Origin of the sequence: Klebsiella sp. PL-2018 (assembly GCF_019048985.1) — a bacterium.
Lineage (GTDB): Bacteria > Pseudomonadota > Gammaproteobacteria > Enterobacterales > Enterobacteriaceae > Klebsiella > Klebsiella michiganensis.
On sequence record NZ_CP077675.1, the window covers coordinates 69,846 to 92,206 of the forward strand.

36 protein-coding genes and 1 pseudogene are annotated in these 22,361 nt (G+C 56.2%); 30 read left to right on the forward strand and 7 right to left on the reverse strand.

Annotated features, from left to right (window positions below; genetic code table 11):
* Nucleotides 1-29: 29 nt before the first annotated feature.
* From psiB (MKleb_RS28685) to MKleb_RS28710, 6 genes are all read left to right on the forward strand, one after another.
* Complete coding sequence (psiB, locus tag MKleb_RS28685) at nt 30-464, forward strand: conjugation system SOS inhibitor PsiB (protein WP_217076974.1); 435 nt, start codon at nt 30-32, stop codon at nt 462-464.
* The gene (locus tag MKleb_RS28690; RefSeq protein WP_217076975.1) at nt 458-976 is read left to right on the forward strand and encodes a plasmid SOS inhibition protein A; all 519 of its coding nucleotides are present in this window, start codon (nt 458-460) and stop codon (nt 974-976) included. Before psiB (MKleb_RS28685) ends, MKleb_RS28690 begins: the two co-directional genes overlap by 7 nt.
* Before the next feature lie 38 nt (nt 977-1,014).
* The gene (locus MKleb_RS28695) at nt 1,015-1,242 is read left to right on the forward strand and encodes a hypothetical protein (protein WP_217076976.1); all 228 of its coding nucleotides are present in this window, start codon (nt 1,015-1,017) and stop codon (nt 1,240-1,242) included.
* Nucleotides 1,243-1,503: a DNA polymerase III subunit theta gene (locus MKleb_RS28700; protein WP_217076977.1), complete on the forward strand. Its 261-nt coding sequence runs from the start codon at nt 1,243-1,245 to the stop codon at nt 1,501-1,503.
* A gap of 378 nt (nt 1,504-1,881) precedes the next feature.
* On the forward strand, nt 1,882-2,394 hold the full coding sequence (locus MKleb_RS28705; protein ID WP_217076979.1) for an antirestriction protein ArdA: 513 nt from the start codon (nt 1,882-1,884) through the stop codon (nt 2,392-2,394).
* A 42-nt stretch (nt 2,395-2,436) separates the two neighbouring features.
* Nucleotides 2,437-2,616, forward strand: a complete 180-nt coding sequence (locus MKleb_RS28710; protein ID WP_217076981.1) for a spore germination YkwD domain-containing protein — start codon at nt 2,437-2,439, stop codon at nt 2,614-2,616.
* A gap of 305 nt (nt 2,617-2,921) precedes the next feature.
* On the opposite strand, the gene MKleb_RS28715 is transcribed toward MKleb_RS28710, so the two are convergent.
* Nucleotides 2,922-3,074, reverse strand: a complete 153-nt coding sequence (locus MKleb_RS28715) for a hypothetical protein (protein ID WP_217076982.1) — start codon at nt 3,072-3,074, stop codon at nt 2,922-2,924.
* Nucleotides 3,075-3,458: 384 nt separating this feature from the next.
* On the opposite strand from MKleb_RS28715, the gene MKleb_RS28720 reads away from it, so the two are divergent.
* From MKleb_RS28720 to MKleb_RS28735, 4 genes are all read left to right on the forward strand, one after another.
* A complete protein-coding gene (locus MKleb_RS28720; protein WP_217076984.1) occupies nt 3,459-3,686 on the forward strand; it encodes a hypothetical protein in 228 nt (75 codons plus the stop codon).
* A 91-nt stretch (nt 3,687-3,777) separates the two neighbouring features.
* Nucleotides 3,778-4,008 (forward strand): hypothetical protein, encoded by a 231-nt coding sequence (locus MKleb_RS28725; protein WP_217077079.1) that lies wholly within the window; start codon nt 3,778-3,780, stop codon nt 4,006-4,008.
* Nucleotides 4,009-4,057: 49 nt separating this feature from the next.
* Nucleotides 4,058-4,933 (forward strand): DUF4942 domain-containing protein, encoded by an 876-nt coding sequence (locus tag MKleb_RS28730; protein WP_217076985.1) that lies wholly within the window; start codon nt 4,058-4,060, stop codon nt 4,931-4,933.
* A 70-nt stretch (nt 4,934-5,003) separates the two neighbouring features.
* Complete coding sequence (locus MKleb_RS28735) at nt 5,004-5,945, forward strand: Rpn family recombination-promoting nuclease/putative transposase (RefSeq protein WP_217076986.1); 942 nt, start codon at nt 5,004-5,006, stop codon at nt 5,943-5,945.
* A gap of 659 nt (nt 5,946-6,604) precedes the next feature.
* On the opposite strand, the gene MKleb_RS28740 is transcribed toward MKleb_RS28735, so the two are convergent.
* Nucleotides 6,605-6,841, reverse strand: coding sequence for a hypothetical protein (locus tag MKleb_RS28740; protein ID WP_217076987.1), 237 nt, complete (start codon nt 6,839-6,841; stop codon nt 6,605-6,607).
* 30 nt (nt 6,842-6,871) lie between these two features.
* On the opposite strand from MKleb_RS28740, the gene MKleb_RS28745 reads away from it, so the two are divergent.
* Both MKleb_RS28745 and MKleb_RS28750 read left to right on the forward strand, forming a co-directional pair.
* A complete protein-coding gene (locus MKleb_RS28745; RefSeq protein ID WP_228740822.1) occupies nt 6,872-7,243 on the forward strand; it encodes a hypothetical protein in 372 nt (123 codons plus the stop codon).
* Between the two features lie 70 nt (nt 7,244-7,313).
* Nucleotides 7,314-8,243 (forward strand): Rpn family recombination-promoting nuclease/putative transposase, encoded by a 930-nt coding sequence (locus MKleb_RS28750; protein WP_217076988.1) that lies wholly within the window; start codon nt 7,314-7,316, stop codon nt 8,241-8,243.
* A gap of 401 nt (nt 8,244-8,644) precedes the next feature.
* On the opposite strand, the gene MKleb_RS28755 is transcribed toward MKleb_RS28750, so the two are convergent.
* A complete protein-coding gene (locus tag MKleb_RS28755) occupies nt 8,645-8,836 on the reverse strand; it encodes a hypothetical protein (protein ID WP_217076989.1) in 192 nt (63 codons plus the stop codon).
* 137 nt (nt 8,837-8,973) lie between these two features.
* Between MKleb_RS28755 and MKleb_RS28760 the strand changes: the two genes are divergently transcribed.
* The 5 genes from MKleb_RS28760 to MKleb_RS28780 all read left to right on the forward strand — a co-directional run bounded on the left by MKleb_RS28760 (nt 8,974) and on the right by MKleb_RS28780 (nt 11,183).
* Nucleotides 8,974-9,393, forward strand: a complete 420-nt coding sequence (locus MKleb_RS28760) for a DUF905 family protein (RefSeq protein ID WP_416381403.1) — start codon at nt 8,974-8,976, stop codon at nt 9,391-9,393.
* Nucleotides 9,394-9,485: 92 nt separating this feature from the next.
* Nucleotides 9,486-9,716, forward strand: coding sequence for a hypothetical protein (locus MKleb_RS28765; RefSeq protein WP_217076991.1), 231 nt, complete (start codon nt 9,486-9,488; stop codon nt 9,714-9,716).
* Nucleotides 9,717-9,766: 50 nt separating this feature from the next.
* Nucleotides 9,767-10,306 (forward strand): hypothetical protein, encoded by a 540-nt coding sequence (locus MKleb_RS28770; RefSeq protein ID WP_217076992.1) that lies wholly within the window; start codon nt 9,767-9,769, stop codon nt 10,304-10,306.
* 69 nt (nt 10,307-10,375) lie between these two features.
* Nucleotides 10,376-10,603 carry a hypothetical protein gene (locus MKleb_RS28775; protein ID WP_217076993.1) on the forward strand — a complete coding sequence of 76 codons (228 nt, stop codon included), beginning with the start codon at nt 10,376-10,378 and terminating at the stop codon, nt 10,601-10,603.
* A gap of 352 nt (nt 10,604-10,955) precedes the next feature.
* Nucleotides 10,956-11,183, forward strand: coding sequence for a hypothetical protein (locus MKleb_RS28780; protein ID WP_217076994.1), 228 nt, complete (start codon nt 10,956-10,958; stop codon nt 11,181-11,183).
* Nucleotides 11,184-12,011: 828 nt separating this feature from the next.
* Here MKleb_RS28780 and MKleb_RS28785 read toward each other — a convergent pair.
* Complete coding sequence (locus MKleb_RS28785) at nt 12,012-13,226, reverse strand: IS91 family transposase (protein WP_217076995.1); 1,215 nt, start codon at nt 13,224-13,226, stop codon at nt 12,012-12,014.
* A gap of 134 nt (nt 13,227-13,360) precedes the next feature.
* Here MKleb_RS28785 and MKleb_RS28790 point away from each other — a divergent pair, with 134 nt between their 5' ends.
* From MKleb_RS28790 to MKleb_RS28800, 3 genes are read left to right on the forward strand one after another with little or no spacing between them, the layout of a single operon-like run.
* Nucleotides 13,361-13,816 carry a lytic transglycosylase domain-containing protein gene (locus MKleb_RS28790; protein WP_217076996.1) on the forward strand — a complete coding sequence of 152 codons (456 nt, stop codon included), beginning with the start codon at nt 13,361-13,363 and terminating at the stop codon, nt 13,814-13,816.
* Nucleotides 13,813-14,541 (forward strand): TraD N-terminal domain-containing protein, encoded by a 729-nt coding sequence (locus tag MKleb_RS28795; RefSeq protein WP_217076998.1) that lies wholly within the window; start codon nt 13,813-13,815, stop codon nt 14,539-14,541. Before MKleb_RS28790 ends, MKleb_RS28795 begins: the two co-directional genes overlap by 4 nt.
* Complete coding sequence (locus tag MKleb_RS28800; protein ID WP_217076999.1) at nt 14,538-14,897, forward strand: hypothetical protein; 360 nt, start codon at nt 14,538-14,540, stop codon at nt 14,895-14,897. The genes MKleb_RS28795 and MKleb_RS28800 overlap by 4 nt, the downstream gene beginning before the upstream one ends.
* A 193-nt stretch (nt 14,898-15,090) precedes the next feature.
* Here MKleb_RS28800 and MKleb_RS28805 read toward each other — a convergent pair.
* Nucleotides 15,091-15,765: pseudogene (locus MKleb_RS28805) on the reverse strand (IS3 family transposase); the annotation flags it as partial.
* Between the two features lie 9 nt (nt 15,766-15,774).
* Nucleotides 15,775-16,940, reverse strand: a protein-coding gene (locus tag MKleb_RS28810) for an IS3 family transposase (RefSeq protein ID WP_217077000.1) whose coding sequence is annotated in 2 segments (ribosomal slippage) — nt 15,775-16,685 and nt 16,685-16,940 — 1,167 coding nt in all. Because the reading frame shifts where the segments join, the coding sequence is not laid out codon by codon here.
* An 88-nt stretch (nt 16,941-17,028) separates the two neighbouring features.
* Between MKleb_RS28810 and MKleb_RS28815 the strand changes: the two genes are divergently transcribed.
* The 7 genes from MKleb_RS28815 (at nt 17,029) to MKleb_RS28845 (ending at nt 19,996) form a co-directional block, all read left to right on the forward strand.
* Nucleotides 17,029-17,337, forward strand: a complete 309-nt coding sequence (locus MKleb_RS28815; RefSeq protein WP_217077001.1) for a hypothetical protein — start codon at nt 17,029-17,031, stop codon at nt 17,335-17,337.
* Nucleotides 17,338-17,394: 57 nt separating this feature from the next.
* On the forward strand, nt 17,395-17,829 hold the full coding sequence (gene psiB / locus MKleb_RS28820; RefSeq protein WP_217077002.1) for a conjugation system SOS inhibitor PsiB: 435 nt from the start codon (nt 17,395-17,397) through the stop codon (nt 17,827-17,829).
* Nucleotides 17,823-18,341, forward strand: coding sequence for a plasmid SOS inhibition protein A (locus MKleb_RS28825; RefSeq protein WP_217077003.1), 519 nt, complete (start codon nt 17,823-17,825; stop codon nt 18,339-18,341). The genes psiB (MKleb_RS28820) and MKleb_RS28825 overlap by 7 nt, the downstream gene beginning before the upstream one ends.
* Nucleotides 18,342-18,393: 52 nt before the next feature.
* Entirely contained in the window at nt 18,394-18,621 is a 228-nt protein-coding gene (locus tag MKleb_RS28830; protein ID WP_217077004.1) for a hypothetical protein, read from the forward strand.
* Nucleotides 18,622-18,882: a DNA polymerase III subunit theta gene (locus tag MKleb_RS28835; RefSeq protein WP_217077005.1), complete on the forward strand. Its 261-nt coding sequence runs from the start codon at nt 18,622-18,624 to the stop codon at nt 18,880-18,882.
* Between the two features lie 379 nt (nt 18,883-19,261).
* On the forward strand, nt 19,262-19,774 hold the full coding sequence (locus MKleb_RS28840; protein WP_217077007.1) for an antirestriction protein ArdA: 513 nt from the start codon (nt 19,262-19,264) through the stop codon (nt 19,772-19,774).
* 42 nt (nt 19,775-19,816) lie between these two features.
* Nucleotides 19,817-19,996: an ARMH3 family protein gene (locus MKleb_RS28845; RefSeq protein WP_217077009.1), complete on the forward strand. Its 180-nt coding sequence runs from the start codon at nt 19,817-19,819 to the stop codon at nt 19,994-19,996.
* A gap of 322 nt (nt 19,997-20,318) precedes the next feature.
* Here the strand turns inward: MKleb_RS28845 and MKleb_RS28850 are convergent, their stop codons facing one another.
* Entirely contained in the window at nt 20,319-20,471 is a 153-nt protein-coding gene (locus MKleb_RS28850; RefSeq protein WP_217077010.1) for a hypothetical protein, read from the reverse strand.
* A gap of 359 nt (nt 20,472-20,830) precedes the next feature.
* Here MKleb_RS28850 and MKleb_RS28855 point away from each other — a divergent pair, with 359 nt between their 5' ends.
* The 3 genes from MKleb_RS28855 (at nt 20,831) to MKleb_RS28865 (ending at nt 22,305) form a co-directional block, all read left to right on the forward strand.
* Complete coding sequence (locus MKleb_RS28855) at nt 20,831-21,058, forward strand: hypothetical protein (protein ID WP_217077082.1); 228 nt, start codon at nt 20,831-20,833, stop codon at nt 21,056-21,058.
* Between the two features lie 91 nt (nt 21,059-21,149).
* Nucleotides 21,150-21,380: a hypothetical protein gene (locus MKleb_RS28860; RefSeq protein ID WP_217077011.1), complete on the forward strand. Its 231-nt coding sequence runs from the start codon at nt 21,150-21,152 to the stop codon at nt 21,378-21,380.
* A gap of 49 nt (nt 21,381-21,429) precedes the next feature.
* On the forward strand, nt 21,430-22,305 hold the full coding sequence (locus MKleb_RS28865) for a DUF4942 domain-containing protein (protein ID WP_228740823.1): 876 nt from the start codon (nt 21,430-21,432) through the stop codon (nt 22,303-22,305).
* The last annotated feature ends 56 nt before the right edge of the window (nt 22,306-22,361 follow it).

A 22,361-nucleotide genomic window follows, 5' to 3' on the forward strand; every position in this document is an offset into this window, starting at 1 on the left:
CCTGCGGGGCTGGCAGTAAGGATAAACCGATGAGCATAACCTATACCCCTGAGTTTCTGAACTGTATGACACCCGATGAACTGGAATTTATCCGCGATACGGGGTTGCAGGGCCGTCAGGTACTCACTGACAGCGTCATCGCAGCGCTGAGCATTCCTGATGGCTGGCATATTATCGGAGAATGGCAGAATGAATTCGGCGGCCTGTTTCCGGTTCACTGCCGCCTGACCCCCGACCCTGAGAAACCGCTGACGCTCAGTTTATGCAGTCCTGGGGACGTCAGCCCGCTATGGGTACTCGTGATACAGGCGCATCCGGCACAGCGGGTGCGGGTGCTGCATGCCGCCGCCGAATTTTATCCCGATAGCCTGTCTGACCTGCTGGAGCAGGTGGACGCGATGCTGCGTGACGGGCGCAGTGCGCACGCGATAGCTGATGAACTCGGGGAGGCCGTGACATGGTGATGTGGCTCGCGGCCTGCGTCCGCCGCCCTGCGGGGCGGTCAGGCGGTAAACCCGCGCCGCCTGTTCGCCTGGTGCGTAAAGAGAACCCCGTGGTGGCGTGGAAATACGCCCTCTCCGTGGCCTTCGCCAGCCAGGGGAAACTCTGTCTCAGTCCGCTGACGGATGCGGAGCGCCTGATGCTGTTTCCCGGGGTGCTGCTGCCGGAAAAGCCGGTCACGCATAACCGTCTGCCGTACCACACCTGCGCACACCGACCGGAAAAACGCAGCGTGGTGGCGCGACTGTACCGTCAGGAGGAAGCCGCCCGCGCGGCTGTCGGCATCTGTTCTGCGTCACCGCACACCCTGCGGGGGGAGGTGAAGCACTGGCTGCACCGGGTCAGCCCGGACGACCTTGCGGAGATGCTCGCGCAGTGGCAGGAGTGCCAGCCCGGCGCGGCTGGCGTTGCCGCGATGCGCTGGGGGAAATATACCCCGCCCGCGCCGCCGTTGCGGCTGCGTTATGTGGCATGATAATGACAGGATTCAGATAGATTTCAGGGGAGGTGGCGATGGGGATTTTTTGCAGGCGGTATCGCTACGTGGTGGCAGAGGAAGGGCTGGCTCCGGTGTGGGATGAAGAACACACCGCACGTTTTCATAACCCGGTGTCCGTGGGCGACGAGATAAAGCCCCGCCGGGCGGGTGAAGGGCTGCGCAGGGTTGTCAGGGTGGTGCATTATCTTGAGGGTTCGGTGTTGTTCACCGTCCCGGCAAGGCAGCGGAAGGGGGAAGACTGAATGTCGAAATGGAATCTGGCGCAACTGCCGGACGAGGAAAGAAAGCAGGTGGATATGGACAAAGCGGTAGCCGCCGTGGCGTATCTGGAGCGTATGGGCAAGCCCGTGGCGGTGGAAATGGAGATGCGCCAGTTCCCGCCGAGTCAGTGGCCTTTATTTCAGGAGCGGCTCGAACACTACCGCAACATCAGTACCACGCTGCCACGGGGCAGTGACCCGGTGTACCTGAAGCCGGACGAAAAGCCCGACACCGGGCAATAAATCCGCACCATTCGGATGTCGCCTGCGTCCCGCAGCGGCTCCGCTTTCTCCCGGGGCGTTTCGCCCCTTTACCCTCTTCAGCCTGCCCGCTCCGTGCGCCTGCGGCATTCGCCGTGCCTTCACGCTAACCCGACCGCAAAAAATACAAGGGTGCGCTGTCGCCGCCGTCCTCGCCCGTCCGCCGTGATGGTCTGATGCTCCTCGCCTGTCCTGCCGTCGTTATCCCGCTCAGTTTTCGCAGGATAACCGTGCGGCCAGCCTCCGCGTTTTCCGGCTGACGGCCTGCGGGTGCGCCCTGGTATTTTTCGCTGTTCGTCGGGTTGTTGTGTCGGCACGGCGAAAGCCGGTTCCGTTCACTCTGACAGCGAGGATACCGCGATGAACACCACCACCACCGTGACACAGCCTGCCGTGTATGTCGGCACGTACCACAAATACAACTGCGGAAGCATTGCCGGTGCATGGCTTACGCTCACCGATTACGACGACGAGGCCAGTTTTTACGCCGCCTGCCGCGCCCTTCATGCAAACGAACCCGACCCCGAGCTGATGTTCCAGGATATCGAGGGTATCCCTGATGCGTTCGCGTCGGAATGTTCTGTTGACTGGTCTTTTGTTGAGGGCTTCAGGGAGGCCAGCGAGGCCGGAAAGGCGGGGGCCTATGTGGTCTGGACGAAACTGACGGGCAGCACTGACTTTGATGAATTTGACGACGCATACCGCGGGGAAACCACTTGCGAGGAAGCGTACGCGATGCACTACGTCGAGGAGCACGGTCTGCTGGACGGGATGCCGGAGAATTTGCGCAATTACTTTGATTATTCCGCTTACGGCCGCGACCTGTTTCTGAATGGCCTGACGCTGGCAGACGGCTACGTGTTTGGCGCATAACCCACAGGGCGGGGCGCAGCCCCGCCAGATACCGGAGGACATATGACACTCACACCTTACACTCGCGAAGTTTTGCGTCACTACCGGACGCTGATTAACGCGCAACGCAAAGCGGCGGGCCTTTCACCGCTGACGACCGCGCAGGTGCTGGATGAGATTTGCGAGTACCTGAAACATCAGCCCGCGCTGTGTATCGGGGGCCAGTATATCCGGCAGTGCTGAAGCGGAGCCGGTAACGACACGGGCGGTGGAGGCCGCCTGTCAGCCCGCCGAAAACCCCGGGGTGCCTGCGGCACCGCGAGGGCGGTGCTGTCGCACCGCTTACGCGACACGGTGGTGTGTGAGTTGAAAGGGGCATTGTTCAGTGCGTGTGGGGGATTTTGTTCCTGGTGTGGGTAATTTTGCTGCTGATAGTGCTGATAGTGCTGATAGTGCTGCTGTCGGTATTAATACTGTTCTGGCGGTGGATGTGGATTTTTTGTTTCCACTCCCCCGTAAAAAACCACAGCCGGGCGTCCTGTCGGCTGTCATGCTTCGCACTGAGCCAGCTTCGCTGTCTCCGCCCGGCCCTGCGGTAAACCGCCGGGCCGCGGGTTTCCATCCTGACGCAACGGCAGGCTTGCAGACGCCGCCAGCGGCGTCGCCGCCCCTTTACGCGCCGTGGCCTGCGCTTGTCGCATCCCGGCAAAAATCGCCGGGACGTAAGGCGCAACGCCGTTTCGCTCGCCGCGTCTCGTCGTTGCCGGGGTGCCTGCCCTGCTGTTCCGTGCGCCCTTTCACCGGTTTAAGCCCCTTCGCCCGGGAATATCCCGCCACAACCCGCCTGGCTGTCCAGTACCGCTGACACTCGCCGCCCACATTTTTTGCCGAAAACCCGGCAAATAATGTCGCCGCCGTACCGGACACCTGCACCGGGCCGTGTCTGTTCTTTCCCTTTGCGGCGAAGGTTCTCAAACGGGTGAGGTTCACAACCCGAAACAGACCGCCAGTCACCCCCAAAACGTCAACACCGCAGCGAAAGAAACTCAACGGGTGATGTTCTTTAAAAAACAGGAGAAAGCGAAATGCAGACACAGGCGATGCGTGTTTATCAGATTGCGTTTACCGGATGCGATGAAAAGGGCGTTTTACCGATGTTTACCCGCGTAAAAGCCATGACCGGAAAGGGGGCGATAAAGGCGTTCATAGAGCGCCATAAGCCTGTTCAGGGCTGGTTTTTGGGCGACCCCGAAGACATTACCGACAAAGTGCAAAAGGAGGCAGAAGAAGCAGAACGTAACGTGCAGAAATGAAAAAAGCAGGGAAAGCCCTGCTTAAATCACGCCGCAAAAATCGCTGGAACGGTTTTTGCGGCTTTCATTAATTATCTATGAGGAATCTTTAATGATTTCGACCATTGTCACACCTTCCGTTGAGGCTGTAAAGCCCCGCCGTCATTCCCGCATCCCTCGTGATGATATTCCCGCACCGCAGATTGACCCGTCATTAAAAGCATTCGGGCGGCACATCGCTAAGAGCATCCGCAAGGGGCGCGGGGTGCGTATTCCCGCCATGAAAAACGCCGATTTTGGTCAGGTGCTCCGCACGCTGGAACTGAAACGCGCATTTAACTAACAGGGTGAGCCGCTCCGAAAGGGGCGGCAACAACAGGAGGGAAAAGCACATGACACAGGCCACAGCACAGGCGATTACCGTTGACCTCAATCCCCATGAGAGTGCAGGGGAGGTTATTTCTTCCCTTCCGGTAGAGCGCATTGTCGCGCAGCGTAACATCGGCGTGACGATGTTTCTGGAGGCTATCGAACGGCTACGCGAGGCGCAGAAAATGTTCTTTGAAGCATCGGGGCGAGGGTGGATCTCCGGCATGACAGAAATCATCGAGCGCAGCCTGTCAGCCGACCGCAGCGCCACGCGGGAGGCGGCTTTAACGCGGAGCGTACATCGCTATGCCGACCGTGATATCTGGACGCGACTGATGAACGATACGGGCATGTTCACGCTCATGAGCGAGGCACAGCGCAAGGAGTGGGATGCGCAGTTATACAGTGATGACTGTCCCGAAATTACGCTTGATAACGTGATTGCCACGTTCCGCCTGCTTAACGCCAGCAAGGGCGCCACGTTTGAGCAGGGCGTGATCGACGTCTTCCGCAATCTGTCATGGGATTACAAAACCCATAATCCCTGTCTGCTCGGTAAGCGCATTATCATTGATGGTGTTCTCGACAATCATCAAGGTCTGTATTTTTCCGTGCGCACGTATGCACAGAACCGGATCGACGATCTGGCGCGTCCGTTCTGGATTCTGGACGGAAAAAACGTGCCGGATAACCGGATCTCCGAGGGGGCGAATTTAAGCGCGTTTATCAGTCAGGGGGGCGCGGCGAGCGTGGGCGCGGTGTTTACGTGCGAGTATTTCACTATCCGCGCCTACAAAAAAGGCTCCGCGCATATCACGTTTACCCGCCCTGACCTGGTGGAAAAGGTGAACGACATCATCGCGCGGCATTATCCGGGGGCGCTGCCGCCGGTTGTCTGACAGTACGGGCAGAAAGCGGGAAACCCCGCTTTCTGTTACCCTGACGGCAGAACGCAGAGAGAGGCGAATCATGCCAGAGAAGAAGCAACACAAAATCAGCCATCATGACCGGGTATTCAAGGCCGTGATGAGCGACCCTGCCGCGATGCGCGACCTGCTGAACGTGCATCTTCCGGCACAGTGGCGCGAGCGCTGCGACCTGAACACGCTGCAACTACAGCCGGGTTCGTTCATCGAGCCAGACCTGAAAGCGTACTACAGCGATATTCTGTACCGGGTGAACATCGACGGCGGCGAAAGCGGCTACATATACGTGACCGTGGAGCACCAGAGCCGCGCAGATGAACTCATTGCCTTCCGGCTGATGCGTTACGCCATCGCCGCGATGCAGCAGCATATCACGCAGCACAAGAGTAAAACGGTGCCGGTAGTGATACCGCTGTTATTCTACGCGGGGCAACCGTCGCCGCATCCGTACCCGATGAACTGGCTGGCCTGTTTTGACCAGCCGGAACTGGCGCGGGAAGTCTACAGCCGCGATTTTCCGCTGGCCGATGTGACGGTGATACCGGATGAAGAACTGATGCAGCACAGGAGCGTGGCGCTGCTGTCTCTGGTGATGAAGCATATCCGCACCCGTGACATGATGGAGTTTATCGACGAAATCGCGCGGCTGATACTGAAACCCCTGCTGACAGGGGAGCAATTCAACGCAATAATGCACTATATTTTCTGGAACGGGCAGGATAAAACAGATGTTCGCCTGTTTATTGAAGAACTCAGACAGAAAGCGCCAGAGCGCGAGGGGGAACTGATGACGTGGGCCGAACAACTGATTGAGCAGGGCGAGCAGAAGGGCATCCAGAAGGGCATCCAGAAGGGCATCCAGAAGGGCAGCCAGGAAGCCGCCGAGAATATCGCGCGGACTATGCTTAACAAAGGGATGTCCGTCGAGCTGGTTAATGAAATTACCCGTTTGCCGATTGAAAAAATCGAAGCCCTGAAGCATTAATCCCACAGACCGCGCCAGCAATGGTGCGGTTTTCGTTTATCCCCCGGACTATGCCGCCCTGGCATTGCCCTCGCGTTCCGATAACTCTGCCCCAAAACCGCCTGCGGCGCGGTGACGTTGCTGCGCTGACGCGCCGCCACTGTCACCCTTACCTCTGTCATGCTGCTTATCTCAGGCAAAGAGTCACCCTGTACTGATGTGTTGATGCTTATTCCTGCTGTTGTGCTTGCTGTTGAGGTTCTTCTTCCTGCTGTCGTTTCTCTTTTTCCTGTACTAACAAACAACACCAACCCGGCGACACCTTCGGCTCCCGACCGCGAAGCGTCCGGTCGTCAAGCCACACTCCGCTAACCGCGAAATGACGCGGTAAGCTCCGCCGAACCCGCTCGCGGTTTCGGGCCTCCCGGCTAGTGTCTGATGTCTGACGTCAACGGCAGGCTTGCAGACGCCGTACACGGCGTCGCCGCCCCTTTACGCGCCGTGGCCTGCGCTTGTCGCATCCCGGCAAAAAACGCCGGGATGTAAGGTGCAACGCCGTTTCGCTCGCCGCGTCTCGTCGTTGCCGGGGTGCCTGCCCTGCTGTTCCGTGCGCCCTTTCACCGTTTAAGCCCCTTCGCCCGGGAATATCCCGCCACAACCCGCCTGGCTGTCCAGTACCGCTAAAGCTCGCCGTCAACATTTTTTGCCGAAAACCCGGCAAATAATGTCGCCGCCGTACCGGACACCTGCACCGGGCCGTGTCCGTTCTTTCCCTTTGCGGCGAAGGTTCTCAAACGGGTGAGGTTCACAACCCGGAACAGACCGCCAGTCACCCCCAAAACGTCAACACCGCAGCGAAAGAAACTCAACGGGTGATGTTCTTTAAAAACCAGGAAAAAAGGCATTTTCGGACGCATACGATCCACAACAATTAACAGGAGAACACGATGAACGCACAAAACAGCACGATTCAGCAACATCATGATGTTATCGCTACATATCGGCCCGGAACGGCAATCCGCACTGACGGATTTATCACCAACCTGAAGTCCGGCAATCCGTTTGATGTGATCCGCGCCGATGTGGTGCTGGCCCGAATGGAAAAACAGGCGCACAGCGGCTGCGGCCTGCACTGTGAAATCTATGAGTCACGACTTCTTGCAATGGCAATGGGCTGTCTGAATGCGCTGCCCCTGAAAGACCGCCCAACGTTTATGGGCGCGGCAGCAAAACGGGGTATCCGGCTGACGCTGGCAGAGGCTGAACGGGCGCATGATGCCTGTGATGCCCTGATGAGTGAACTGGCAGCGGATTACTGAAGGTGTGGACAGAAAGCGGGAAGCCCCGCTTTCTGTTACCCTGACGGCAGAACGCAGAGAGAGGCGAATCATGCCAGAGAAGAAGCAACACAAAATCAGCCATCATGACCGGGTATTCAAGGCCGTGATGAGCGACCCTGCCGCGATGCGCGACCTGCTGGAAGCCCATCTTCCGGCGCAGTGGCGCGAGCGCTGCGACCTGAACACGCTGCAACTTCAGCCCGGTTCGTTCATCGAGCCAGACCTGAAAGCGTACTACAGCGATATTCTGTACCGGGTGAACATCGACGGCGGCGAAAGCGGCTACATATACGTGACCGTGGAGCACCAGAGCAGCGCAGATGAACTCATTGCCTTCCGGCTGATGCGTTACGCCATCGCCGCGATGCAGCAGCATATCACGCAGCACAAGAGCAAAACGGTGCCGGTAGTGATACCGCTGTTATTCTACGCGGGGCAACCGTCGCCGCATCCGTACCCGATGAACTGGCTGGCCTGTTTTGACCAGCCGGAACTGGCGCGGGAAGTCTACAGCCGCGATTTTCCGCTGGCCGATGTGACGGTGATACCGGATGAAGAGCTGATGCAGCACAGGAGCGTGGCGCTGCTGTCTCTGGTGATGAAGCATATCCGCACCCGTGACATGATGGAGTTTATCGACGAAATCGCGCGGCTGATACTGAAACCCCTGCTGACAGGGGAGCAATTCAACGCAATAATGCACTATATTTTCTGGAACGGGCAGGATAAAACAGATGTTCGCCTGTTTATTGAAGAACTCAGACACAAAGCGCCACAGCGCGAGGGGGAACTGATGACGTGGGCCGAACAACTGATTGAGCAGGGCGAGCAGAAGGGCATCCAGAAGGGCATCCAGAAGGGCAGCCAGGAAGCCGCCGAGAATATCGCGCGTAACCTGCTGAAAAATGGGATGTCAGTAGAGTTTGTCCATCAAATGACACAATTGCCGACTGAAAAAATCGAAGCTCTGAAACACTAATCCCACAGACCGCGCCAGCAATGGTGCGGTTTTCTTTTATCCCCCGGACTATGCCGCCCTGGCATTGCCCTCGCGTTCCGATAACTCTGCCCCAAAACCGCCTGCGGTGCGGTGACGTTGCTGCGCTGACGCGCCGTCACGGCCACCCCTACCTCTGCCATGCTGCTTATCTCAGGCAAAGCGTTACCCTGTACTAATGTGTTGATGCTTATTCCTGCTGTTGTGCTTGCTGTCCTTCTTCCTGCTGTCGTTCTTCTGTTACCTGTACTGACAAACAACACCAACCTGGCGACACCTTCGGCTCCCGACCGCGAAGCGTCCGGTCGTCAAGCCACACTCCGCTAACCGCGAAATGACGCGGTAAGCTCCGCCGAACCCGCTCGCGGTTTCGGGCCTGTCGGCTAGTGTCTGATGTCTGACGTCAACGGCAGGCTTGCAGACTCCGCCAGCGGAGTCGCCGCCCCTTTACGCGCCGTAACCTGCGCTTGTCGCATCCCGGCAAAAGCGCCGGGACGTAAGGCGCAACGCCGTTTCGCTCGTCGCGCCACGTCGTTGCCGGGGTGCCTGCCCTGCTGTTCCGTGCGCCCTTTCACCGTTTAAGCCCCTTCGCCCGGGAATATCCCGCCACAACCCGCCTGGCTGTCCAGTACCGCTAAAGCTCGCCGTCAACATTTTTTGCCGAAAACCCGGCAAATAATGTCGTCGCCGTACCGGACACCTGCACCGGGCCGTGTCCGTTCTTTCCCTTTGCGGCGAAGGTTCTCAAACAGGTGAGGTTCACAACCCGAAACAGACCGCCAGTCACCCCCAAAACGTCAACACCGCAGCGAAGAAAACTCAACGGGTGATGTTCTTTAAAAACCAGGAGAAAACGATGCGTGACCCAGTCAGGCCCATGCCCTTTTTGTCAGACAGCAATTTCAGTCGCCGCGAGGCGGAGGCTGTCGCTGCTGCGTGGGAAAACGCCTTTATCGAGGACGACCAGACAACGCATTTCAGGGTGGCAGTTCGCTATCCCGATGGAATGCTGATGGACAGAGCATGGAACTTTGAAGCGGGTGGCGGTGAAAAAATTAACCGCTATCTGGAGCAGAAAGGGATTCCGGCAAAACAGGAGGAAAACGACACAGAACGTAAAACGCAGAGATGAAAAAAGCAGGGTAAACCCTGCTTAATCCACGCCGTAAAAATCGCTGTCACGGTTTTTGCGGCTATCACTTTAACCCAATAAGGAGTCATCCAATGACGCCGATTATTGTCACACCTTCCGATGAGGCTGTAAAGCCCCGCCGTCATTCACGCATCCCTCGTGATGATATTCCCGCGCCGCTCATTGACCCGTCATTAAAGGCATTCGGGCGGCACATCGCTAAGAGCATCCGCAAGGGGCGCGGGGTGCGTATTCCCGCCATGAAAAACGCCGATTTTGGTCAGGTACTCCGCACGCTGGAACTGAAACGCGCATTTAACTAACAAGGTGAGCCGCTCCGTACAGGGGCGGCAATAACAGCGAGGCAGAATATATGGTTCATAATAAAATGTCGGAGCAGGCGGCGCAGGGAAAAGCTGATGCTCTGAAAATGAAAATCAGCCAGGTTATTTTTCGCTACCAGACGGGGGCGAATAAAGAAATACTGGTCAGCGAAACGAAACAAATGATTGCAGCGGTAAGCCTGGTCTTTGACAGCCCGGATTATCCCGGCGCAATAACCTGCCTGCTAAGTAAAACCATCAATGATGTGTATCAGTTACTTTCTGCGGCAGAAATGTTTTCCGGTCTGACAATTGATACCGCACTGGAAAATGACCCGCACACTTATGCAAATATCCTGAATGCGGAAATAGACAGCCTGATTGCAGAGCGCGAGCATATCAGTCGCTGCGAATATGACGACATGACAGAATTTCAGCGACTGGCAAGCTGGCAACCTTTTTATTATCAGGAGAATCGTCGCGCTTTTTATGGTGACGATATGCTGATGTGGTTAAAAAGGACGGCGCAATATTTATGGGAGAACGGGCATTATCCTTCGAGGTATTGCCAGGCAGATACTGAACTATGATGTAAGATTACCGGGCGGCATGTTAATAAAATAGGATGCCGCCCGATAATGAATCAAACGAGGGGGCGAGTGAAAAGAAAAATAGTGAGGACGGCACAAAAGATGATGCTTTTATCTCTGGCGTGGGTAATGGGTCTTCTGTTTGCAGGGGCGGTGCTGGATATTGCATCTTATATTATCCCGTTTGCCCGGATTTTCCCGTTGCCACTGTCAGGGAAATTTATTGTTTACTCCGGTGGAATGATAACCGTTGGTTTCCTGCTAATCAGTAAATACGGAATGTTTGGTAAAAAATAGTTTCGTCACTGTTACCTCATGCGTGCAGATTGTTGTGCGCATGAATTTAATCAATCTGACATGAGTGGCACGGTTTTATGTTGCCACTTATCCCGCTTAGTTATTTTCCCCGCTGACGCTTTTCTCAATGCGCACGGTAATTAAACGCCGCGCGATATTTAATAAACGGACGGGACTGCGCCAACAGTCCCGCCCCGCTGACACACTTTAATTCAGGAAATTCATATGCCAGCCATCACGATTCTATGTTTTAACGACACTGCTGTAAATAACGTTGCCCTGGCATCGTTTATGTCCCTCGGTTCGGAGTCGGGAAAAAAGACACAAATGTTTTGCCTTTCGGGAGGCATAGATGAAGCGTAACGATTTTAAACGGCTTGTTGCTCAGGAGCTGGCGAACGGCGGCGTAAGATTTAAGATTGTCTATTGCGATAAAGAAATATCCCTGAGCTGGACTAACTCCCAGGGTTTTCTTTGCAACTCAGTATTACTGATCACCAGACGATGCAGGATGAGTCAGGCAGAACGCCATCGTCTGGAAATGTACCGATACTGGCTTAAAATTGAATGCCAGCAATGAGCCGCCCTACGGGGCGGTTTTTTTTTGGCCGAAAATCTGTCGGTAACAAAGTATCAAGGGCTGTTTGCGTAATTTGCTGCCATATCGTTACAGGCGGTGCACGAGCCACGTCACAGAGTTCTGATTCATTATTGATGCCTGGCATCCATTTACCCTAAAAACACACTCAGACGCCGATGGCTGGATATTTAATCGCGGTACAACGCATGCTGTGCATATATAAAAACGGGCTGCAAAGTGGTTCGTGTTCTTTGCCGTCTTCTGGTTGCTATTTCAAGACACCCTACGCAGGATTGAAAATCCTGCAAGATGTGTTTTAAATCATGGAGATACGATTGCCTTTTGTGAAATCAGTATGATATGTGATCAAAAGAGGGAATCCATAAGGATTCACCCTGGATTCAGCTTAGACTCCTTCATGTTAAACAGTAGGTTATGGCTCATTTTAATCATAACGAATCCGTATGGATTCCTTGATTGCAGGATTTAATCCTGTCATATTCTCTACGGATTCGTATTATCTTGCGTAATCTGCTGCGTAAATTTTGCACAGCGTTGATTTTCAGAGTTTTTTTTATTATCAGACTCCGTACGGATTCCCTTAAGGATAATTAAAATGCCAAAGATACAGAGTTATGTTCCCGCCAAAACGTATAAAAAGATGGAAGCTATTCTTGATGGTTAGGAGATTGAATCATCGTTTCAAAAAATTCCTGGCCATGAATGTCGTCACCGGCAGCGCACTGACGGCGCGTGGTTGTGACTCTTATGTTAACAGAATACCGCTTTCGATTCTTTTTTGACCTGAAAGCCATTTTTCAGGCGCACTTATCCTGCTGCCTGTCCCTGAAGCCATCGTTTACGGTCGATATTATGCAGCCTTTCGGCCACTAACACCGAAGCGTGCCTGCCCGCTTCTGCGCTGACAAAGCGCAGCCGGTTACCGCACAGAATGCATTTGTACGGGTCTGTGCGCAGAAATTCCTTCATCAGCGCGGCGAATCCCGGTTTCTCCGGTTTTTTCCGTGCCTCCATCTCCAGGGCTTCATACACCTTTGGCAGCAGCTCGCCCCGTTTCCTGCTGGACAAAAAGCCGTAGTAGCGCACCATCTTAAAGTGCTTCGCCGGGATATGACTGATATAACGGTCAATCATCTCTTCCTGCGTCAGCGTCTGCTGCCGGTACTGCTGCGTACGGTGGTCGAGGTAATGATGTGCCACGGCCCCGCCGCTGTAGTGCCTGAGCTTTGCCGCCGACACCGGCGGTCGCTTCAGATACCGGCCCAGATATTTGACGCTACGCCATGCACCCCGGGTCTTCTTTGCGAAGTGGACCTTCCAGCAGCGCCCGTACTGCGCTTCCAGATAACGGCCCCACTGTTTTTTGTTCCGAATATGATCCAGCCCCGGCAGGCTGCCGGGGTTAATCAGGTCATAACTGTGGCGCAGCAGGCGGGTGACCGCCCCGCGCCAGATGACCTCCACGGCGTGCTTCTTAAAGAAGATATCGCGCCAGACACCGTGTTTAACGTCGGGGCCACCGCGGGTGACGGAGAGGTGTATGTGTGGATGCTGGTTGAGCTGGCGGCCGTACGTATGCAGGGCGCAGAAGATACCGATCTCCACGCCCTGTTTGCGGGCCCAGCGTAGCATGGCCCGGGTGGCAGCACGGAACAGGGCATTGAGCAGAGGCCAGTTGTTATTGAAGAAGGGCCACAGAAGGTGGGGCATGGTGAAGGTGATGTGCTGCCAGTCACAGTCGGGCAGAATATGCTGTTGCTCTGTAATCCACTGCTCCGTGGCTTTATGCCCGCAGGCGCTGCATGCCTTTGACTTGCAGGTCTGGCAGAAGAAGCGGGAGTGTGTGCAGTCAGGAGATGAGCAGCAGTAGCGCTTCACGCCCATCGCTGTGGTGCCGCAGGCGAGCATGCGCTCAACGCAAAGTCGTGTCCAGGGCGTGACGCGGCCCCCGAACCTGGCGAGGAACCTGTTCCAGGCGTCATCGACGGTGAAGAGCAACTTTGCGGGGCGCGGAATGTACATGCCGCAGAGTATAAAACGGGACTCTGTACCTGCAAACCATCGGAATCGCGAAGCGGTGACGCTCGCCCTGTAAGGGCGCTACTGTTCTGTCTCCATGACCGCCCATTTGGGCGGTTTTCTTCTGCGAGTAACCCATGAAAACCCTGCTCAACGCCCTGCTTTTGCTGATGGCGGCAGGCGTTTGCAGCTCTGCACATGCCTTCTGCTATCGGGAGGCCGCCAGTAAGTACCATCTTCCGGTCGTACTGGTTATGGCTATTTCTAAACACGAATCCGGCTTTAATCCCAAAGCCACAAACGTCAATAAAGGAGATCTCGGTACGGACTATGGTCTCATGCAGATTAATAGTCGCCATACCCCGGATTTAATTAAACGCGGCATTATTAGTGGTCAGGAAGATTTATTCAAACCCTGCCTGAACGTGCAAATTGGTGCCTGGATATTATCGAAGCATCTCGCCACCTGTGGTTATACATGGGAGTGCATTGGCAGCTATAACGCCGGATTTAAACCAGGTTCCCGCGCCCGCCGATTATGGTATGCCGGGGAAATTAAAAAACGGATAAGAGAATTAGGAGCGCAGTTGTGACGTTAAAAACTGATGACATTACCCGTGGCGGACAATTAGCGCTGCTCCGCTTTCGCATGTTCATGCAGGTGAATAACGCCATGTTCTATTACCTGGTTATTCTCTGGTTGGTGGTCAGCGTGGCCGTGATCTATTTCCGCATGAATACCGAAATATTTCATAACGGGGTGCAATACTGGTGGGCGCGGTCGCTGGTCTCCTTTACCCAAATCATGCGCAGCCCGCCCGTGTTTGAACTCTGGTATCAGGGCCATGCCTATGTGAGCTGCGGCAATACCAGTGTCAGTATGAAGGTAAACGAGAAAGCCGACATCATCTGGCAGATATTGCAGAGCGATGTGTTGTTCAAAAAACAGACGCGGATGTGGTGGCGGGCTGTGGGGTTCATGCTCAGAAAAGCCTTCCTTCGGGCACCTGCGGTGTTGCTGCCTGCAGTCTGTCTGGTGCTCTGGTTCTTACCAGGCAAAGTGGTTGCGCTGGCCGCTGATATTCAGACTGGTGCGGCGATGTGCCTGGTGTACGCTGCCGGCAATATTCTCTTCATCGTTTACATTGTTACAGGCGGTGTGTTCGGAATATGCGAGATGCTCCGGAGACAGGATGGTGATGTATTTTGTTTCGCGCCAGAATATCAGGCGCAGGTGCGCGAGTTTGCCCGTGCACAGCAGAAAGCGGGTGTGGCTGTACACGCCAGCAGCGTATCCCGCCAGGAGGCCGACGAATGATAGTGCCGGTGAAGGAATACCGCGACGGGCAGGGCTACTGGACGCACCCGGCGTACCTGACTCAACAGCACCAGACATTGCTCATCAATTTTTATACCATGATACCCTGTCAGTTTATGAGGATATGGATAATGGAAAAAACGACGACCGTTATAGGTGTGCGGGAATGGTGCTGGACTATGCTGTTGACCCTCATTCCGGGCGTTAATTTAATCTTTCTGGCGTACTGGGCTTTTTCTTCATCAGTGAACCAGAATAAGCGCAACTATGCGCGCGCATCCTGGATATTTTTGCTGGTTGTGCCGCTTGCTGGCTGGATGGCTTTTGTCATCACCTACATGGCATATAACCCCTAGAAACGGACCAGGACATGTGTCATTTCGTGTATATGTGATCTTGACCCGCCATCTCCGGACAGCTTTTGTATCTTAAGTTAACGATGCCCGCTGCCGCCGGTATTCCCTTGGGGAGTGTAGTGGTCAACTAATTTTGGCCACACGAACTGGCTTTCATGGGCTTGTCCGGGGCTCAGCACGATGTTTGTAGTGGTCAACTAATTTTGGCCACACGACCTGACTGTTCGTGGAACAGCCGCTCTGATTCATTTGGCGTTAACCCACCGTTATACCAGTGGGGCCGGATGGCACTGTAATAGCCCGTGATGTAGCGGATTATCGCGCTCTGAGCTTCTTTGAAGCTGTTATAGCCCTTCGTCGGCACCCATTCGGTCTTCAGGCTCCGGAAGAACCGTTCCATAGGGGCATTATCCCAGCAGTTACCGCGTCGACTCATGCTCTGCTTTATTCGACAGCGCCACAGAGCCTGCCGGTACTGGCGGCTGGTATAGTGACTGCCCTGGTCACTGTGGAACATCACTCCTGTTGGCTTCCCCCGATGCTCCCAGGCCATCTGCAACGCTTTGACCGTGAGGGCCGAGTCCGGCGACGTCGACATCGCCCAGCCCACAGGTTTACGGGCGAACAGATCCAGCACGGCGGCCAGATAAGCCCAGCATTTTCCCGTCCAGATATAGGTCACATCGCCGCACCAGATCTGATCCGGCGCTGTTACCGCGAACTGCCGGTCGAGATGGTTAGGTATTTCAACGTGTTCGTTCCCGCCGCGTTTGTATTTATGCGCCGGGGCCTGACAACTGGCGATATCCAGCTCTTTCATCAGCTTACCTGCAAGCCATCGCCCGAGTCTGACGCCCCGGCCGCTGACCTGTAGTGGTCAACTAATTTTGGCCACACGACCTGACTGTTCGTGGAACAGTCGCTCTGATTCATTTGGCGTTAACCCACCGTTATACCAGTGGGGCCGGATGGCACTGTAATAGCCCGTGATGTAGCGGATTATCGCGCTCTGAGCTTCTTTGAAGCTGTTATAGCCCTTCGTCGGCACCCATTCGGTCTTCAGGCTCCGGAAGAACCGTTCCATAGGGGCATTATCCCAGCAGTTACCGCGTCGACTCATGCTCTGCTTTATTCGACAGCGCCACAGAGCCTGCCGGTACTGGCGGCTGGTATAGTGACTGCCCTGGTCACTGTGGAACATCACTCCTGTTGGCTTCCCCCGATGCTCCCAGGCCATCTGCAACGCTTTGACCGTGAGGGCCGAGTCCGGCGACGTCGACATCGCCCAGCCCACAGGTTTACGGGCGAACAGCTCCAGCACGACGGCCAGATAAGCCCAGCATTTTCCCGTCCAGATATAGGTCACATCGCCGCACCAGCTCTGATCCGGCGCTGTTACCGCGAACTGCCGGTCGAGATGGTTAGGTATTTCAACGTGTTCGTTCCCGCCGCGTTTGTATTTATGCGCCGGGGCCTGACAACTGGCGATATCCAGCTCTTTCATCAGCTTACCTGCAAGCCATCGCCCGAGTCTGACGCCCCGGCCGCTGACCATCGTGGCGATACTTCTCGCGCCAGCAGAGCCACCACTGGCATTCCAGACTTCACTGACGAGACTCCGTTTGATGGCCCGCTCAGCGTCAGAATCCCTGCCATTTTTACGAATGTAACGATAACTGCTTCGGTGAACACCGAACAGCCGGCACAATGGCGCTACCGGGTAGTGCGCCCTCAGACTGTCGATTATCGTGAACTTTTCAGGGAGTCCGACATCAAGAGCGCGGTAGCCTTTTTTAGGATTTCATTTTCCATTTCAAGGCGTTGTATTTGTTTTCTCATTTCCCTGAGTTCCGTCTGCTCAGGCGTCAGAGGCAGCCCCGGGGGCGTTTTCCCCTGGCGCTCCATACGTAACGATTTAACCCAGCGGTTGATGGCGGAGAGGCTGACGTTCATCGCTTTAGCCGCTTCACCGTGAGTGTAGTTCTGATCAAGAACCAGTTTTGCCGCTTCGGCTTTAAATTCAGCAGTAAATATTTTGCTCATTGGTTCACCTGTAAGATGTTGAGGTGAGCATATCACCTCTACTCAGGTGGCCAAATTCAGTGTGCCACTACACCGCGTGGAAGCGGCGATGGACTTTGACCTGCGCGAATGGTGGACACCGACCGCCGACAGTTATTTCCGCAAGCTGAACAAAAAACAGCTTTCTGCGACACTGGCAGAGATGGGGAATGAAACAGCGGCGCGGGAGGTGCTGGATATGAAGAAAGACACTGCCGCCGCCCGAGTCGAACGGGAAGCTGCCGCCCTGAACTGGCTGCCTGACTGGATGGTGCGCCGCGAAGTTGTTACGGCGGCTGCGGAAAACACCTCAGCGACAGACGAAGCCGCAAATGATGCAGCAAATGATGCCGCCCCGAACGCGGAACAGGCCGCCTGACGGCGAATAATAATAAACCAGCGCCAGCCCTGCGGGGCTGGCTGTAAGGAATCTGCCATGAATATTCTGTTTTCTACCGAAGCCCTCAACCAGATGACTCCCGATGAACTGGAAGCCCTGCGCGACCGTGGTCTGCCGGAGCGCCAGCGCATGACCGACTGCGTGATAGCTGACCTGAACATCCCCTTTAACTGGCATATTGCCGGAGAATGGCAAAGCGAGTTTGGCGGAATTTTTCCGGTTCACTGCCGCCTGACGCCTGACCTCAATAAACCGCTGACGCTCAGTTTATGCAGTCCGGGTGACGTCAGCCCGCTATGGGTACTCGTGATACAGGCGCATCCGGCGCAGCGGGTACGGGTGCTGCATGCCGCCGCCGAATTTTATCCCGATAGCCTGTCTGACCTGCTGGAGCAGGTGGACGCGATGCTGCGTGACGGGCGCAGTGCGCACGCGATAGCTGATGAACTCGGGGAGGCGGTGACATGGTGATATGGCTCGCGGCCTGCGTCCGCCGCCTTGCGGGGCGGTCAGGCGGTAAACCCGTGCCGCCTGTTCGCCTGGTGCGTAGCGAAAACCCCGTTGTGGCGTGGAAATACGCCCTCTCCGTGGCCTTCGCCAGCCAGGGGAAACTCTGTCTCAGCCCGCTGACGGATGCGGAGCGCCTGATGCTGTTTCCCGGAGTGCTGCTGCCGGAGAGACCGGTCACGCATAACCGGCTGCCGTACCACACCTGCGCACACCGACCGGAAAAACGCAGTGTGGTGGCGCGACAGTACCGTCAGGAGGAAGCCGCCCGCGCGGCTGTCGCCATCTGTTCTGCGTCACCGCACACCCTGCGGGGGGAGGTGAAGCACTGGCTGCACCGGGTCAGCCCGGACGACCTTGCGGAGATGCTCGCGCAGTGGCAGGAGTGCCAGCCGGGTCTGGCGGTAATACAGGCAGCGCGATGGGCGGGAGGATATCATCATACTCCGTCTGCACGGTGGCAGAATGTGGCATAGTATTCAGTGTGTTGCGGTGAGTGCAGCATAAAAACAGGGAGAGGAAAAAGCAGTGGGTATCTTTTGTAAGCGGTATCGCTATGTGGTTGCAGAGGACGGGCTGGCTCCGGTGTGGGATGAAGAACACACCGCACGTTTTCATAACCCGGTGTCCGTGGGCGACGAGATAAAACCCCGCCGTGCGGGAGAAGGTCTGCGCAGGGTTGTCAGGGTGGTGCATTACCTTGAGGGTTCGGTGTTGTTCACCGTCCCGGCAAGGCAGCGGAAGGCGGAAGACTGAATGTCGAAATGGAATCTGGCGCAGCTGCCGGACGAGGAACGAAAGCAGGTGGATATGGACAAAGCGGTAGCCGCCGTGGCGTATCTGGAGCGTATGGGCAAGCCCGTGGTGCTGGAAATGGAGATGCGCCAGTTCCCGCCGAGTCAGTGGCCTTTGTTTCAGGAGCGGCTCGCACACTACCGCAACATCAGCACCACGCTGCCACGGGGCAGTGACCCGGTGTACCTGAAGCCGGACGAAAAGCCCGACACCGGGCAGTAAATCCGCACAATACGGATGTCGCCTGCGTCCCGCAGCGGCTCCGCTTTCTCCCGGGGCGCTCGCGCCCCTTTACCCTCTTCAGCCTGCCCGCTCCGTGCGCCTGCGGCATTCGCCGTGCCTTCACGCTAACCCGACCGCAAAAAATACAAGGGTGCGCTGTCGCCGCCGTCCTCGCCCGTCCGCCGTGATGGTCTGATGCTCCTCGCCTGTCCTGCCGTCGTTATCCCGCTCAGTTTTCGCAGGATAACCGTGCGGCCAGCCTCCGCGTTTTCCGGCTGACGGCCTGCGGGTGCGCCCTGGTATTTTTCGCTGTTCGTCGGGTTGTTGTGTCGGCACGGCGAAAGCCGGTTCCGTTCACTCTGACTGCGAGGATACCGCGATGAACACCACCACCACCGTGACACAGCCTGCCGTGTATGTCGGCACGTACCACAAATACAACTGCGGGAGCATTGCCGGTGCATGGCTTACGCTCACCGATTACGACGACGAGGCCAGTTTTTACGCCGCCTGTCGCGCCCTTCATGCAAACGAACCCGACCCCGAACTGATGTTCCAGGATATCGAGGGTATCCCTGATGCGTTCGCGTCGGAATGTTCTGTTGACTGGTCTTTTGTTGAGGGCTTCAGGGAGGCCAGCGAGGCCGGAAAGGCGGGGGCCTATGTGGTCTGGACTGAACTGACGGGCAACACTGACTTTGATGATTTCGATAATGCGTACCGCGGGGAAACCACCTGCGAGGAAGCGTACGCGATGAACTACGTCGAGGAGCACGGTCTGCTGGACGGGATGCCGGAAGACATGCGCGACTATTTTGATTATTCCGCCTACGGGCGTGACCTGTTCCTGGGTGACCTGACACTGGTTGATGGCTACGTGTTTGGTGCTTAACCCACAGGGCGGGGCGCAGCCCCGCCAGATACCGGAGGACATATGACACTCACACCCTACAGCCGCGACGTTTTGCGCCACTACCGGCAGATGATTAATGCGGGGCGTAAAGAGGCCGGACTCTCTCCCCTCACGACCGCGCAGGTGCTGGATGAGATTTGCGAGTACCTGAAACATCAGCCCGCGCTGTATATCGGGGGCCAGTATATCCGGCAGTGCTGAAGCGGAGCCGGTAACGACACGGCGGTGGAGGCCGCCTGTCAGCCCGCCGAAAACCCCGGGATGCCTGCGGCACCGCGAAGGCGGTGCTGTCGCACCGCTTACGCGACACGGTGGTGTGTGAGTTGAAAGGGGCATTGTTCAGTGCGTGTGGGGGATTTTGTTCCTGGTGTGGGTAATTTTGCTGCTGATAGTGCTGATAGTGCTGATAGTGCTGATAGTGCTGATAGTGCTGCTGTCGGTATTAATACTGTTCTGGCGGTGGATGTGGATTTTTTGTTTCCACTCCCCCGTAAAAAACCACAGCCGGGCGTCCTGTCGGCTGTCATGCTTCGCACTGAGCCAGCTTCGCTGTCTCCGCCCGGCCCTGCGGTAAACCGCCGGGCAGCGGGTTTCCATCCTGACGCAAGGGCAGGCTTGCAGACGCCGCCAGCGGCGTCGCCGCCCCTTTCCGCGCCGTGACCTGCGCTTGTCGCATCCCGGCAAAAAGCGCCGGGACGTAAGGCGCAACGCCGTTTCGCTCGCCGCGCTCCGTCGTTGCCGGGGTGCCTGCCCTGCTGTTCCGTGCGCCCTTTCACCGTTTAAGCCCCTTCGCCCGGGAATATCCCGCCACAACCCGCCTGGCTGTCCAGTACCGCTGACACTCGCCGCCCACATTTTTGCCGAAAACCCGGCAAATAATGTCGTCGCCGTACCGGACACCTGCACCGGGCCGTGTCCGTTCTTTCCCTTTGCGGCGAAGGTTCTCAAACGGGTGAGGTTCAAAACCCAGAAAAGCACGGCAGACAGACCCAAAAGGTCAACACACGGCTCCCGATGCAAACAGGAGAAAGCGAAATGCAGACACAGGCGATGCGTGTTTATCAGATTACGTTTACCGGATGCGATGCAAAGGGCGTCATTCCGATGTTTACCCGCGTAAAGGCCATGACCGGAAAGGGGGCGATAAAGGCGTTCACTGAACGTTACAAACCCGTTCGCGGCTGGTTTTTAGGCGACCCCGAAGACATTACCGACAAAGTGCAAAAGGAGGCAGAAGAAGCAGAGCACAACGCGCAGAGATGAAAAAAGCAGGGTAAACCCTGCTTAAATCACGCCGTAAAAATCGCGGTAACGGTTTTTGCGGCTGTTTAGAACTCAGAAAAGGAGTCATCAAATGACGCCGATTATTGTCACACCTTCCGATGAGGCTGTAAAGCCCTGCCGTCATACCCGCATCCATCGCGATGATATCCCCGCACCGCTGATTGACCCCTCGCTAAAAGCGTTCGGGCGGCAAATCGCTAAGAGTATCCGCAAGGGGCGCGGGGTGCGTATTCCCGCTATGAAAAACGCTGATTTTGGTCAGGTGCTCCGCACGCTGGAACTGAAACGCGCATTTAACTAACAAGGTGCGCCGCTCCGAAAGGAGCGGCAACAGCAGGAAGGGAAAGAATATGACACAGGCCACAGCACAGGCGATGACCGTTGACCTTAACCCCCATGAGGGCGCAGGGGAGGTAATTCCCTCGGTTCCGGTAGATCGCATTGTCGCGCAGCGTAACAGCGGCGTGACGGCGATTCTGGAGGGCATCGAGTTGATACGTCAGGGACAAGCCGCACTGGCGGACGCGTCGGGGCGTAGCTGGTTTGCCGGACTGGCGCAGATTGTCGAAAACAGTTTGTGCAGCGACCGCAGCGAAACACGCAACGCCGCGATCCGCCGCAGCTTGTGCCGCCATGCCGATCGTGACGTCTGGCAACGCCTGATGAATGACACGGGCATGTTTACGCTCATGAGCGAGGCACAGCGCAAGGAGTGGGACACGCAGTTATACAGTGATGACTGTCCTGAAATTACGCTTGATAACGTGATCGCCACCTTCCGCCAGCTTAACGCCAGCAAGGGAGAGACGTTTGAGAAGGGTGTGATCGACGTCTTCCGTAACCTGTCATGGGACTACAAAACGCATAACCCGTGTTTACTCGGTAAGCGCATCATCATTGACAGCGTACTTGATAATCATCGCGGGCTGTACTTTTCCGTGCGCACGTATGCACAAAACCGGATCAACGATCTGGCGCGCGCGTTCTGGGTTCTGGACGGTAAGAACGTGCCTGATTTTCGTGTGTCAGAGGGAGCGCGGCTGGATGAATTTATCAGTCGTGGCGGCGCGGCGAGCGTTGGCGAGGTGTTTACGTGCGAGTATTTCACGATCTGCGCCTACAAAAAAGGCTCCGCGCATATCACGTTTACCCGCCCTGACCTGGTGGAAAAGGTGAACGACATCATCGCGCGGCACTATCCGGGGGCGCTGCCGCCGGTTGTCTGACAGTACGGGCAGAAAGCGGGAAACCCCGCTTTCTGTTACCCTGACGGCAGAACGCA